This is a genomic window from Klebsiella sp. G-Nf4, from assembly GCF_002810615.1.
Lineage (GTDB): Bacteria > Pseudomonadota > Gammaproteobacteria > Enterobacterales > Enterobacteriaceae > Klebsiella > Klebsiella variicola.
Genome location: NZ_PION01000021.1, coordinates 1 through 13,329, shown reverse-complemented (window position 1 = coordinate 13,329; position 13,329 = coordinate 1). Strand labels below are relative to the sequence as shown.

At 62.2% G+C, this 13,329-nt stretch carries 12 protein-coding genes; 9 read left to right on the top strand and 3 right to left on the bottom strand.

Annotation, left to right across the window (positions count from 1 at the left end; all coding sequences use genetic code 11):
- Window position 1 precedes the first annotated feature (1 nt).
- From CWM57_RS26545 to CWM57_RS26535, 3 genes are all read left to right on the top strand, one after another.
- Window positions 2-1,039: an ABC transporter ATP-binding protein gene (locus CWM57_RS26545; protein WP_008805547.1), complete on the top strand. Its 1,038-nt coding sequence runs from the start codon at window positions 2-4 to the stop codon at window positions 1,037-1,039.
- Window positions 1,029-2,039, top strand: coding sequence for an ABC transporter ATP-binding protein (locus tag CWM57_RS26540; RefSeq protein WP_008805548.1), 1,011 nt, complete (start codon window positions 1,029-1,031; stop codon window positions 2,037-2,039). Before CWM57_RS26545 ends, CWM57_RS26540 begins: the two co-directional genes overlap by 11 nt.
- A gap of 97 nt (window positions 2,040-2,136) precedes the next feature.
- A complete protein-coding gene (locus CWM57_RS26535; RefSeq protein WP_100631587.1) occupies window positions 2,137-3,405 on the top strand; it encodes a Zn-dependent hydrolase in 1,269 nt (422 codons plus the stop codon).
- Between the two features lie 103 nt (window positions 3,406-3,508).
- Here the strand turns inward: CWM57_RS26535 and CWM57_RS26530 are convergent, their stop codons facing one another.
- Window positions 3,509-4,417, bottom strand: coding sequence for a DMT family transporter (locus CWM57_RS26530; protein ID WP_100631586.1), 909 nt, complete (start codon window positions 4,415-4,417; stop codon window positions 3,509-3,511).
- A gap of 123 nt (window positions 4,418-4,540) precedes the next feature.
- On the opposite strand from CWM57_RS26530, the gene CWM57_RS26525 reads away from it, so the two are divergent.
- Window positions 4,541-5,875, top strand: a complete 1,335-nt coding sequence (locus CWM57_RS26525; RefSeq protein WP_100631585.1) for a PLP-dependent aminotransferase family protein — start codon at window positions 4,541-4,543, stop codon at window positions 5,873-5,875.
- Here CWM57_RS26525 and CWM57_RS26520 read toward each other — a convergent pair.
- Window positions 5,872-7,335, bottom strand: a complete 1,464-nt coding sequence (locus tag CWM57_RS26520; RefSeq protein WP_004176948.1) for a PLP-dependent aminotransferase family protein — start codon at window positions 7,333-7,335, stop codon at window positions 5,872-5,874. The genes CWM57_RS26525 and CWM57_RS26520 overlap by 4 nt on opposite strands.
- Before the next feature lie 241 nt (window positions 7,336-7,576).
- On the opposite strand from CWM57_RS26520, the gene CWM57_RS26515 reads away from it, so the two are divergent.
- The 4 genes from CWM57_RS26515 to CWM57_RS26500 are packed head-to-tail and all read left to right on the top strand — an operon-like array spanning window position 7,577 to window position 10,551.
- Window positions 7,577-8,428 carry a transporter substrate-binding domain-containing protein gene (locus CWM57_RS26515; RefSeq protein WP_002893184.1) on the top strand — a complete coding sequence of 284 codons (852 nt, stop codon included), beginning with the start codon at window positions 7,577-7,579 and terminating at the stop codon, window positions 8,426-8,428.
- A gap of 47 nt (window positions 8,429-8,475) precedes the next feature.
- Window positions 8,476-9,117, top strand: a complete 642-nt coding sequence (locus CWM57_RS26510; RefSeq protein ID WP_004142522.1) for an amino acid ABC transporter permease — start codon at window positions 8,476-8,478, stop codon at window positions 9,115-9,117.
- A gap of 14 nt (window positions 9,118-9,131) precedes the next feature.
- Window positions 9,132-9,797, top strand: coding sequence for an amino acid ABC transporter permease (locus CWM57_RS26505; RefSeq protein WP_049155897.1), 666 nt, complete (start codon window positions 9,132-9,134; stop codon window positions 9,795-9,797).
- A complete protein-coding gene (locus tag CWM57_RS26500) occupies window positions 9,790-10,551 on the top strand; it encodes an amino acid ABC transporter ATP-binding protein (protein ID WP_061155415.1) in 762 nt (253 codons plus the stop codon). Before CWM57_RS26505 ends, CWM57_RS26500 begins: the two co-directional genes overlap by 8 nt.
- Before the next feature lie 53 nt (window positions 10,552-10,604).
- Here the strand turns inward: CWM57_RS26500 and CWM57_RS26495 are convergent, their stop codons facing one another.
- Entirely contained in the window at window positions 10,605-11,369 is a 765-nt protein-coding gene (locus tag CWM57_RS26495) for an SDR family NAD(P)-dependent oxidoreductase (RefSeq protein WP_012968743.1), read from the bottom strand.
- 180 nt (window positions 11,370-11,549) lie between these two features.
- Between CWM57_RS26495 and CWM57_RS26490 the strand changes: the two genes are divergently transcribed.
- Complete coding sequence (locus tag CWM57_RS26490; RefSeq protein WP_100631584.1) at window positions 11,550-12,887, top strand: aspartate aminotransferase family protein; 1,338 nt, start codon at window positions 11,550-11,552, stop codon at window positions 12,885-12,887.
- Window positions 12,888-13,329 lie beyond the last annotated feature (442 nt).

The following is a 13,329-nucleotide window of genomic DNA, read 5'->3' as shown; positions in this document are numbered from 1 at the left end:
GATGCAACCCTTTATCAATATCGACCTTGGCGGGCCGGCGCAGCCGCTGCTGAAGGTTAATCACCTGCTGAAGTACTTTCGCGGCGGCAAAGGCCGGGAGGTGGTCCAGGCGGTGGACGATATCAGCTTCACGGTGATGAAAGGCGAAACCCTGGGGGTGGTCGGCGAGTCGGGTTGCGGCAAATCGACCACCGCCCGGCTGCTGATGCAGTTGCTCACCCAGGACAGCGGCGAACTGATCTTCGACGGACAGGGGGTCGGCTCGTCACGTCTGCCGCTGAAAGCCTACCGTCGTCAGGTGCAGATGGTCTTCCAGGATAGCTATGCTTCGCTCAATCCGCGCATGACCATGGAGGAGAGCATCGCCTTCGGCCAGCGCGTACATGGCGTCAGCGCCAGGGAGGCCAGCGAATATGCCCGCTATCTGCTGGCGCACGTTGGCCTTGAACCGGCGCGCTTTGCCGACCGCTACCCGCATGCGCTCTCCGGCGGCCAGCGGCAGCGGGTGAATATCGCCCGCGCGCTGGCGATGAAGCCGCGACTGGTGATCCTCGATGAGGCGGTGTCGGCGCTGGATAAATCGGTCGAAGCCCAGGTGCTGCAACTGCTGCAGGAGCTGAAACGGACCCTCGAGCTGACCTACGTGTTCATCAGCCACGATCTGCACGTGGTTCGCTGGCTGTCGGATCGGATCCTCGTCATGTACCTTGGCGAAGTGGTGGAGATTGGCCCGGCGGAGCAGCTGTTTACCGCCTCCGCCCACCCCTATACCCGGGCGCTGTTAAGCTCGATGCCCTCCATGGACCCGGAAAACCGCACCCTGACCTCACCGCTGAGCGGCGATCCCCCCAGCCCCATCGCGCCGCCGAGCGGCTGCCGCTTTCACACCCGCTGCCCGCATGCGAAGGCGGTCTGCGCCGAGGTAAAACCGCGGCTGGAGGCGGTCGGGGAGGGGCACCAGAGCGCCTGCCTGATGGCGCAGCCGGCCTCGCCCTGGCATCAAAGCATCCCCCTTAAGGAGGTCAGCCATGTCGGATAACGCCTTTGTCCATGTGCGCGACCTGCGGGTCGTCTTTCGCCGCGACGGACAGACCATCAACGCGGTCAACGGGGTCTCCTTTGACGTACAAAAGGGGGAGGTGATGGCGCTGATTGGCGAGTCGGGTTCCGGCAAGAGCGTGACCCTGCGAGCGCTGATGCGCCTGCACCCGCCGGGGAGCAGTGAGCTCTCCGGCACCCTGCAGGTGGGGGACGACGAGGTGCTGACGATGAGCGCCAGTCAGCTGCGGCGCTACCGCGGCGGACGTTGCGCGATGATTTTTCAGGAGCCGCTGCTGGCCTTCGATCCGGTCTACACCGTCGGACAACAGATTATTGAAGGGCTGCGCCGCCACGAAGGGCTGTCGCGCCAGGCGGCCCGGGATAGGGCGCTGGAGGCCCTGCGCCAGGTGCGCATTCCCAGCCCCGAGCGGCGGCTGGATGCTTACCCGCACGAGATGTCCGGCGGGATGCGCCAGCGGGCGATGATCGCCCTTGCGCTCTCCTGTAACCCGCAGCTGCTGCTGGCGGATGAGCCGACCACCGCCCTCGACGCCACGGTGCAAATCCAGATCCTGATCCTGCTGCGCGAGCAGCAAAAGCAGCGTGGGCTGTCGATCGTGTTTGTGACCCACGATATCGGCGCCGCGGTGGAGATCGCCGACCGGGTGGCGGTGATGTACGCCGGGCGGATCGTCGAGGAGGCGTCGATGAGCGAGATCCTGCGCCACCCGCGCCATCCGTATACCCAGGTGCTGCTGGGCAGTCGGCCGAAAGAGGGGCTTAAGAAAGGTGATGCCCTGCACTGCATTCCCGGCGCGCCGCCGGATCTGGCGCGCTTGCCGCCCGGCTGCGCTTTTGCCGAGCGCTGCCCGCACCGTCGCCCGGTCTGTGAGCAGAGTCTGCCGCCGACGGAATCCGTCGCGGAGCGCCACGCGGTGAGTTGCCACCGCTGGCGCGAGCTGGCGATTGACGCTAACGCCCAGGCTCTTGCCGTCTGAGTAGCGGCAAAAAACCATACAGGATGAAGACCAGGCGTTGATAGCGCATTCCCACCGCCGGTTACGCTGGCGGCGACCTTGATGTCAGGAGACCACCATGAGCAGTGATGTACTTTTTACCCCCGCGACCGACACCACCGGCTGGCGCATCAATGGCGACCGCCTGTGGGCGTCGTTAATGGATCTCGCGCAGATCGGCGCCACGCCGAAGGGCGGCTGCCGCCGTCTGACTCTCACCGACCTCGACCGCCAGGGGCGGGACAAGGTCATAGGCTGGGCGCGGGAGGCCGGGATGAGCGTCACCATCGATAAAATCGGCAATGTGTTTATGCGCCGGGAAGGCCGCAACCCCAGCCTGCCGCCCATCGTCTCCGGCAGCCATATTGACACCCAGCCCACCGGCGGCAAATTTGACGGCAACTACGGCGTGCTGGCGGCGCTGGAGGTGGTGCGCACGCTCAACGATCTGCAGATTGACACCGACGCGCCGATTGAGGTGGTGTTCTGGACCAACGAAGAGGGGTCGCGCTTTGTGCCGGTGATGATGGGCTCCGGGGTCTTTGCCGGCGTCTTCCCGCTGGAAGAGACCTGGGCCGTCACGGATAAAGAGGGCGTCAGCGTCGGCGAGGCGCTGGCGCAGATCGGCTATATTGGCGAGCAGACCCCAGGGGAGCATCCCATCGGCGCCTATTTTGAAGCGCACATCGAGCAGGGGCCGATTCTCGAAGATGAAGCGAAAACCATCGGTATCGTGCAGGGCGTGCTGGGGATCCGCTGGTACGACTGCGTGGTCACCGGCCAGGCCTCGCACGCCGGGCCTACGCCGATGCGCCTGCGTCAGGATGCCCTGCAGGTGGCGACGCGCATTATGCAGGAAGTGGTGGCCATTGCCGGGCGCAGCGAAGAGGGACGCGGCACCGTCGGCAGCGTGCAGGTGTGGCCCAACAGCCGCAACGTGGTGCCAGGGGAGGTCACCTTCTCCATTGATATGCGCAATCTCAGCGATGCGCTGGTGGACGAGATGGATCGCCAGCTGCGGGCGTTTATCGCGGAGGTTGAGCGGGAGAGCGGTCTGCAGGTGGCCCTGAAGCAGGTAAGCCACTATCCGGCGGCGCCGTTCGATGCCGAATGCCAGCAGGCCATTGCCGATGCCGCGCAGCGGCTGGGCTATCCGGCGCGGCCGATCGTCTCCGGCGCCGGGCATGACGCAGTGTATATGAGCTACCTGGCGCCCACCGGGATGATTTTTATTCCCTGCAAGGACGGGATCAGCCATAACGAAATTGAGTATGCCTCGCCGGAGCACGTCGCCGCCGGCGCCAACGTGCTGCTGCAGGTGATGCTTCAGTACGCGCGGCCGGTGTAGACGGTCGTCCTCCCCGGCGACGCGTCCTCCAGCCGTTGATCACGCTGTCGCCCGGGTAAGGCGGTTACGCCTCCGCGGCCCGGGTCGGCGGATGACGGGGCGGTCAATCACGGCTCCCGCTCCCTGCGACAACCCGCTGACGGCCAAATTTGCGCGAGCCCACCACGCACAGCACCACGCCCAGCGTAACCGCCAGCATCAAGGGGCTGACGGTTTCGTGCAACAGCGCCGCCGACAGGCCAAGCCCGAAGAACGGCTGCAATAGCTGGAGCTGGCCGACGGCGGCGATCCCGCCCGCGGCCAGCCCTTTGTACCAGAAGATGAAACCGATCAGCATGCTGAACAGCGACACATAGCCGAGCGCCGCCCAGGAGGAGGCCGAGATGGCATGCCAGGACGTGGGCTGAACCAGCAGCGAGGCGGGGAGCATCAACGGCAGGGCTATCACCAGCGCCCAGCAGATCACCTGCCAGCCGCCGAGCTCCCGCGTCAGCTTTGCCCCTTCCGCATAGCCGAGGCCGCAGGCGATAACCGCCGCCAGCATCAGCAGATCGCCGCTGAGTGAGGCCGCCGCACTTTGCGTCAGGGCGAATCCCACCACCAGCAGGCTGCCCAGCAGCGAAAAGATCCAGAAAGCCCGCCGCGGGCGTTCGCCGCCGCGCAGTACGCCGAAGAGGGCGGTCATCAGCGGCAGCAGGCCAATGAACACAATCGAATGCGCCGAGGTGATGTGCTGCAGGGCCAGCGCCGTGAGCAGGGGAAAGCCGATCACCACCCCTGATGAGACGATGATCAAGGGTACAAGCTGCGCCAGGCGCGGGCGTTTCTGGCGAAAGCCGACCAGCAGCGCGACGGCAAGCAGCCCGGCGATGGAGGCGCGCAGAAAGGTCAATAAGAACGGATCCATATCCTGCACCGCCAGCCGCGTCGCGGGCAGCGAACCGCTAAAAATAATCACCCCCAGTAAACCATGAAGCCATCCGGACCAGGGACCGGGCACCGATTTATCCATTGTTGAATCTACCACGTTAACCTCGCGTTATCAGATGTGCTGTGCCCGCTTGAGCATCGTCTGTGGCGATGGTAATGTGCCCAATCTAATACAATCAAATTATTGTCATAGATACATTTCACGATGAAAGCCCGATATAAAGCCGTTGTCGACCGATATGCCCAGGCGATCCGCAGCGGGCAACTGCCCGCAGGCACCCGTCTGCCGACGCACCGTATCCTTGCCGCCGGGGAGCGCATCTCGCTGGCCACCGCCACGCGCGTCTACCGTGAACTGGAAGAGATGGGGTTGGTCAGCGGCGAAACCGGCCGCGGCACCTTCGTGCGCGACCTCTCGCTGCCGCCGGGGCATGGGGTCGATCAGCAGGTGGTGGCTGCCGATGTCGTGGATCTCAATTTCAACTACCCTTCGCTGCCGGAGCAGGGCGATGCGCTGCGCGAGGCGCTCAGGCAGCTGGCGATGGCGGGCGATATTGACTCGCATCTGCGCTATCAGCCTCATGCCGGGCGGCTCGCCGAGCGGGAAATTATCGCCCGCCATTTAACCTGCCAGCACTTTACGCCGGATGCGGAAAATGTCCTGATCGTCAACGGCGCACAGCACGGGCTGGCAGTGACCGTCATGGGGCTGTTACGTCCGGGCGATGTGGTGGCGGTGGATGCGCTGACCTATTCGGGCTTCAAGGTTCTGGCGGCGCTGTATCATCTGGAGCTGGCGGCGATCCCCTGTCGACCGGAGGGGCCGGACCTGCAGGCGCTTCATACGCTGTGCCAGCAGCGGCGGGTGCGGGCGGTGTATACCATGCCAACGCTGCACAATCCGCTGGGCTGGGTGCTCAACACCGGGCAGCGGCAGGCGCTGGCCGATCTCGCGCGCCAGCACGATCTGCTGATTATTGAAGATGCCGCCTACGCCCGGCTGGTGAGCCGTCCGCCGCCGCCGGTGATCAGCTATGCGCCGGAAAGAACGGTGTATGTCACCGGTTTTTCAAAAAATATCGCCACCGGACTGCGCGTGGGCGTGGTGATCTCTCCGCCGCGCTACCGGCCGGAGATTGAGCGCGCCATCCGGGCCACGACGTGGAATACGCCGACGCTGATAAGTTCGCTGATCTGCGCCTGGATTGAAGATGGCACGGTGGCCCGCTTTGAAATGCAGAAACGACAGGATGCGCGACAGCGGCAGCAGGTGGCCCGCGAGGTGCTTTGTGGGCTTCCCGTCGTCAGTCATCCCGATTCGTACTTTGTCTGGCTGCCTCTGGGTGAAGAGAGCCGGGCCGATCGACTGGCGAATGCGCTGATGGAACGCCGTATTTCGGTGTCGACCGCCGAGCCGTTCTGCGTCTCCGCCACGATCCCACAGGCGCTGCGCATTGCGCTCGGTTCAGTTCCTCTCGACAGCCTGCGCCCGGCGCTGCTCAGCGTGCGCGACGCCGTTGAGTATGAACAATACCGCTAACCCATCTGCTCCAGCTGGCCGCGCAGGACCTCCACCCCCTGGGCGATGGCGTCAGGGTTAATGGCGTGGAATCCCATGCGAAAATAGTTATCCGGCGGCGCGGCGCTGAGAAAATGGCGCGCCCCGGGCTCAATCAGCACGCCAGCGTGAGCGGCGCGCCAGGTGAGCTGCTGGGTGTTGATCTGCGCCGGGGTCTGCAGCCAGAAGGCGTTAGCATGTTCGCTCCCCGCCAGGGCACGACACGACGGCAGATAGCGCTGCAGGGCGGCATGCAGGCGTTCCCAGCGCTGGGCGGAGTCGTAGTGGTAGCGCCGCAGATGGGTTTCATAATGGCCCTGGGCAAGGAAGTGGGCCATCTGGTATTGAATGTTGGTCGGCGGATGGCGATAGACCAGCCGGCGCAGGGCGCGCGCCTCGTCGATCAGGTCCGGGTCGGCGACCATAAACCCCAGCCGCAGCCCCGGCGACAGCGCTTTTGACAGGCTGCTGACATACACCACCCGGCCGCTGCGATCGCTGGCCTTCAGCGCCGGCAGCGGGTTGAGGGTAAAGTTACTCTCCGAGTCATAATCATCTTCAATAATGACCGCGTCATGGCGGGCGGCATGCTCCAGCAGCTGGCGACGCCGCGCACTGCTCATGGTCACCCCGGTGGGCACCTGATGGCCTGGAGTGACATAGTAGTAATCGCAGGGACGCTCATTAAGCACGATCCCCTCTTCATCCACCGGGTGCGGCACCACCTCGGCGTCGGCGAGCAGAAAGGTGTTGATGGCTTCGCGAAAGCAGGGGTTTTCGACGCCAATGCGGGTGGTGGAAGAGAGCAGCAGTCGGGTCAGCAGGTAGAGCGCATTTTGCGAGCCAAGGGTGATGAGAATTTCGTCCGGCGCGGCGACAATGCCGCGCTTGGGCAGCACCCGGGTACGGATCTGCTCGATCAGCATCGGCACATCCTGGTCAATATGGTCGATGACCCACGCCGGGTCGCGCACCCCGCCGTGCAGCCAGTTCGCCGCCGAGCGCCAGGTGGCCAGCGGGAACTGGCGGGTATCGGGCTGGCCGTAGATAAACGGGTAGCGGTAGTGCATCCAGCCCGCCGGTTTGAGGATCGACTCCTGCTGGCTGGGGGTCATCTGCAGCCGGTCGCCCCAGCGTGGTGCAGCGGCTTCGCGCTGCGGTGCACTCTCGACGGCGGCAGGCGAAGCTTCATGATAGTCGGGATGCAGGTAGTAACCGCTTCGTGGGCGGCTAATCAGGTAGCCCTCGTTGACCAGACTTTCAAACACCAGCGCGGTGGTGTTGCGCGAGACGCGAAGCTGGCTGGCCAGCTGGCGACAGGAGGGCAGCGGGGTGTCGGCGGCGAAGATCCCGCTGAGAATGGCATTCACCAGCGTCTCTCGTACCTGTTCCTGCAAACCGCGGCCAGGCTGGAAATCAACGTGTAACAGGTGACGGATCATACGGGGCTCCTCTGGCAATAACGCATTGCGACCACCCGTTACACTCAGCAAATTCCATACCACCCTGCCACCATCTGACACAGCGATGCGGCCCATCTGGCTCTATACGGAATTGAAAAACGCTCCCACATTAAAAACGTATTCAGCCGCCGTGGACCGGAACGTCCCCGGCCACTATTTTGCAGAAACCTTTTCGCGTTCTGGAATGAACCCGTCTGGCCAATCCATCAGGGGTGAAATAATGAAAAAATCATTGGCATCAATGTGTCTGAGCGCTGTATTAACGGTCGCTTTTTCTTATCACGCCGTCGCGGCGGATCTTCCGGAAATAGAAAAATCCGGCACCCTGAAAGTGGCGACGGAAGATGATTATGCGCCGTTTAACTTTATGAATAATGGCCAGGCCGATGGCTTTAACAAAGATATGCTTGAGGAATTACGTAAGTACGCCAAATTCCATGTCGACCAGAGCATATTACCGTGGACCGGATTATTAGCGGCTGTCTCCACCGGGCAATACGATATGGCCTTAACCGGGGCGGTTATTACCGATGAGCGGCTGAAGGTCTTTGATTTCACCCCACCGTGGGCCTCCGCACAGCACTATTTCGTCAAACGCGCTGGCGATACCTCGTTAAATACCATTGCCGATCTCAGCGGCAAAAAAGTGGGGTTACAGGCCGGGAGCGCGCTGCTGGCGCGTTTGCCGGAGCTGAAGGCGATGCTGGAGAAGACCGGCGGCAAGCTGGGACCGGTGGTGGAGTATCCCTCCTATCCGGAAGCCTACGCCGACCTGGCGAATAAGCGACTGGATTACGTGATTAACGTGGTGATCTCGGTAAACGACCTGGCGAAAGCCAAACCGAAGGTCTTCGCCAAAGGGCTGGCCGTCTCCGGACCGGGGTATATGGCGTGGCCGATCCCGAAAAATTCGCCGCAGCTGCTGGCCTATATGACCAAGTTTATGAACCACATGAAGGAGACCGGCAAGCTCGCCGAGTTGCAGAAAAAATGGTTTGGCGAAACCTATGACAACCTGCCGACCGAGGCGATCACCAGCCCGGAACAGTTTCACAAACTCGCCGGACTGTAATATTCCGCGGCGGGCGACCGCCGCCTGTTGCTGAGAAGGAGGGCCTCATGGATGCAATTTCCTGGCAGTTATTAATCGAAGGCGCATGGACGACCCTCTGGATTTCGGCCATCGCTATCGCCTTCGGGGTGGTGGCGGGCCTGCTGATTGCCCTGGTGCGGATGCTGCGCCTGCCGGTGATCGACCAGCTGCTGGTGGTCTATATCAGTCTGGCCCGCGCGACGCCGCTGGTGACGCTGGTGCTGTTTCTGTTTCTTTCGCTGCCCACGATGGGTATTAACCTCGACAAGAACGTGGCCGCGATTGTGGCGCTGACGCTTAACACCTCGGCGTTTAACGCTGAGATCTGGCGCAACGCCTTCCGCACCTTTCCGCGCGAACAGCGGGAGGCGGCGGAGTCGGTGGGAATGCGCCGCTGGACCTACTTCCGCTACATCATGCTGCCGCAGATGTGGATCGAGAGCCTGCCGGCGCTGGTCAATGAGATGTCCTTTTTGATCAAAGGTAGCCCGGCCATCGCCGTGATTGGCGTGGTGGATCTCACCCGGGTCACCAACCGTATCTCCTCGGTCACCTACGAGCCGCTGTCGCCGATCCTCGCCGCCGGCCTGCTGTATGTGGTGATCATCGGCTGTTTGTTGAAGCTGCAGGGTATCGCGGAACGTAAAGCCAGGCGTCTGGCGCGCTAGGAACGGGAGGCATTATGAATCAGTGGGGCGTTATCTGGTCGGTTCGCGATAGCTTTATTGCCGGGTTATTCGCGACCCTCGAACTGTTTATTACCGCCGCCCTGGCGGCGCTGATTATCGGTATTGCGCTGTGTTATTTTAGCGAATATCAAAAGAAAGTGATTAACCGGATTATTATTGCTTTCGTCAGCCTGATGCGCGCGATCCCTTTTTTGATCCTCGCTTATCTTCTGTATTACGGGCTGCCGCAGCTCGGTATTAGTATGGAGCCGTGGACCGCCGGTTTACTGGCCCTGATTATTTATCATGGTGCCTATTTCTTTGAAATATTGCGCAGCCAGCGACGGGTATTTTCCGGCGGATATATTGAAGCGGCGATTGCTCAGGGCTTTTCGCGCTATGCCATTTTCCGGCGGATTATTTTACCGAATATCGTCTCTTCCGCCTTACCGCTGATCGGCAATCAGCTGATTATTTGCCTGAAGGACACCGCTTTCCTGAGCATTATTACCGTTCAGGAGATCACCGCCGCCGCCAACAGCGTCCAGGCGACCTATTTTATTCCGTTTAACGCCTTTATCGTCGCCATTGGGCTTTACTGGGCGATCAGCATTCTGCTGGAGTTGCTGATTAAGCGCCTGACCGCCTGGGGAGCCAAAAGAGGAATGAGCCATGCCTGAGTCTATTGCCGTAAGCGTTAAAAACGTTTCCAAACAGTTCGATAATGTGGAAGTCCTGCGGGATATTAATCTGACGGTGGAGAAGGGGACCGTGGTGAGTATTCTCGGCTCGTCCGGGTCGGGAAAATCCACCCTGCTGCGCTGTATGAACTGGCTGGAACAGCCGGACCGCGGCGAAATTCATATCAGCGGTCAGCGACTGGGGATTGATGAGCAGCGCGGCCGGGCGATGTCGCACCGCCAGCTGGCCAAAATCCGCGAGCGGGTGGGGATGGTCTTTCAGAGTTTTAACCTGTGGCCGCATCTGACCGTTCAGCAAAACGTCAGCGAGGCGCTGCTGCACGTTAAGGGCATGAAACGAGACGAGGCGAAGGCCATTGCCATGCAGCAGCTGGAGAAAGTGGGCATGGCGCACAAAGCCGATGTTTACCCGATCACTCTCTCCGGCGGGCAGAAGCAGCGGGTGGCGATCGCTCGTTCACTGGCGATGTCGCCCGAAGTTATTCTCTTCGATGAACCGACGTCGGCGCTGGATCCGGAGCTGGTTAATGAGGTGTTGGGGGTAATGAAAGCCCTCGCCGCCGAGGGTTACACCATGGTAGTGGTGACGCACGAGATGGATTTTGCCCGCCAGGTGTCCAACGAGGTGGTGTTTCTGGAGAAGGGACTGCTGATTGAGAAGGCGCCGCCGGAGAAGTTCTTCACTCAGCCTGACTCCGAACGCGTCAGGCAGTTTCTGCAAAGCAGCCGTTAGTCCGGCTTGCATCCCCTGCCGGCAGCGCCGGCAAGGGATGCGTCGGGTTTCGCTTAATCCCGATCGATGGCGAACGGCTGCCACGCCTGGCGCACCGGCATCACCTCCACCCGGTTAATGTTCATATGCGCCGGCAACGTGGCGATATAAAACATCTGCTCGGCGATATCGCGCGCGCTCAGCGGCGTGGTGCCGCGATAGAGCTTATCCGATGCCGCCTGGTCGCCTTTGGTACGCACCAGGGTAAATTCGGTCTCGGCAATCCCCGGCGCCAGATCGGTGACCCGCACGCCGGTGCCAAGCAGATCGCAGCGCAGGTTATAGCTGAACTGCTTCACAAACGCCTTGCTGGCGCCATACACATGGCTGCCGGGATAGGGCCACTGTCCGGCAATCGAGCCGATATTGATAATACTCGCCCCGGCGCCATGGCGTATCAGCGTCGGCAGCAGGGCGTGGGTCATCGTCACCAGACCGGTGACGTTGGTGTCGATCATCGTTTTCCAGTCCTCCAGCGCCACCTCCTGCGCCGGCAGTGGCGACAGCGCCAGCCCGGCGTTGTTGATCAGGGTGGTGACATCGGCGAAGGGGGCGGGGAGCGACGCCACGGCGGCAGCCACCGCCTCGCTGTCACGAACGTCAAGCTCAATAATATGCACCGGCACCTGGGCGGCGAGTCTGTCCTGCAAGGCCTTCAGTCGCGGATAGCGGCGCCCGGTCAGCACCAGCGACCAGCCCGCGTCGGCAAACACCTGCGCTGCCGCTTCGCCAAAACCCGAGGTCGCCCCGGTGATAAACACTACGTTGCTCGTTGCCATGTCATTCTCCTGTGCGGTTGTCCCTCCACTATAAAAACGCCGGACGGCAAGGCACAGGGCCAGACGGCGGACGCGGATGTGACACCGTGTCACATCGTTTTTCACGCACTGGCTCTATCCGTTTTGCGCTGCCGCGGCCAATGATGAAGCCAACCACAACGACATGAGAGAGGGCAGGGTATGAAGCTGGCACTACAGAACGAGGTCGCGGTAAGCAATGATGAAGTTCGGCAGCTGGATCGCGCTTATGTGTTTCATTCATGGTCGATGCAGGGCAATCTCCATCCGCTGGTGATTGCCGGGGCGCAAGGCTGCGAGCTATGGGATTACGAGGGGAATACCTGGCTCGATTTCAGCAGCCAGCTGGTGAACGTCAACATTGGCTATCAGCACCCCCGGGTACTGGCGGCCATGAAGGCGCAGCTGGAGACCCTGGTCACCATCGCGCCCGCCACTGCCAACCTTGCCCGCGGCGAAGCGGCGAAGCGCATTGTCGACCTGGCGCCGGCGGGCTTCAGCAAGGTGTTCTTCACCAACGCCGGGGCGGATGCCAATGAGAACGCGATTCGCATGGCGCGGCTCTATACCGGGCGCGACAAGGTGCTGTCGGCCTATCGTTCCTACCATGGCAACACCGGCAGCGCGATCGCCGCTACCGGCGACTGGCGCCGGGTGCCGAATGAGTTCTCCCGCGGCCATGTTCACTTCTTCAACCCCTACCTTTACCGCAGCGAGTTCAATGCCGCGACTGAGGAAGAGGAGTGCCAGCGCGCGCTGGCGCATCTGCGGCGGATCATTGAATGCGAGGGGCCGACGGCCATCGCGGCGATCCTGCTGGAGTCCATCCCCGGCACCGCCGGGATCCTCGTGCCGCCGGCAGGCTATATGCAGGGTGTGCGTGCCCTGGCCGACGAGTTTGGCATTATGCTGATCCTCGATGAGGTGATGGCCGGCTTTGGCCGTACCGGCAGCTGGTTCGCCTTCGAACAAGATGGCGTGGTGCCGGATCTGGTGACCTTTGCCAAAGGGGTTAACGCGGGCTACGTGCCGGCGGGCGGGGTACTGATTAGCGAACCGATTGCCCGCTATTTTGACGACCACTTTTTTGCCGGGGGGCTGACCTACTCCGGCCATCCGCTGGCGATGGCGGCGATTGTCGCCACCATCGACGCGATGAAAGAGGAGAAGGTGGTTGAGAACGCGGCCTATATCGGCAACGAGGTGCTGCGTCCCGGCCTCGAGGCGCTGGCGGAGAAGTACGCCATTATCGGCGAGGTGCGTGGTCGCGGCCTGTTCCAGGCGCTGGAACTGGTGAGCAGCCGTGAACAAAAAACGCCGCTGACCGCCGCCGACATGGCCGCGATCAAAGGGGCCTTAACCGAGGCTGGGCTGTTGGCCTTTGTGGTGGAGAACCGCATTCACGTGGTGCCGCCGTGCACCATTACTGCTGAGCAGGTGGCGCAAGGGCTGGCGATTTTTGATGCGGTCTTTGCTCGCTTTGCCAGCCTGGCGAAGTAGGGGAGTGGGATAGTGGCGGAGACGACAGCCGGACGGTTCCTTCTCCCTCCGGGAGAGGGGCAGGGCTTGTATGTGATCTGCGATTTCAGCGCACATTGCGCTCCCGGTTAGTCTTCTGCGTTATGTCTCTTACGGCGCAGGGAGCGCACAGGGGGCGGCCAGTCGCCGCCGCCCCCTGTACCCCCGGGCTCCGGCCAGCAACATCGCCACTGCGTGGTGCCTTCGACTTATCCCTGCAGGCTTCGGGTCGGGCCGAGGCAGCGTCCATGCAAAACACGGCCCTCAGCCCGCATCCATGCGGGCTGCCCCGGCCTTCCGGGAACGTCTCAGCGATGTTGAGGCCGCCAGCACCGGCAGTTTCAGCAGCCCCAGGACCCGCGGTGATTTGGGTTTGTAGGCCGGGTAAGGCGTACGCCGCCACCCGGCATAGATGCGGCTCCAG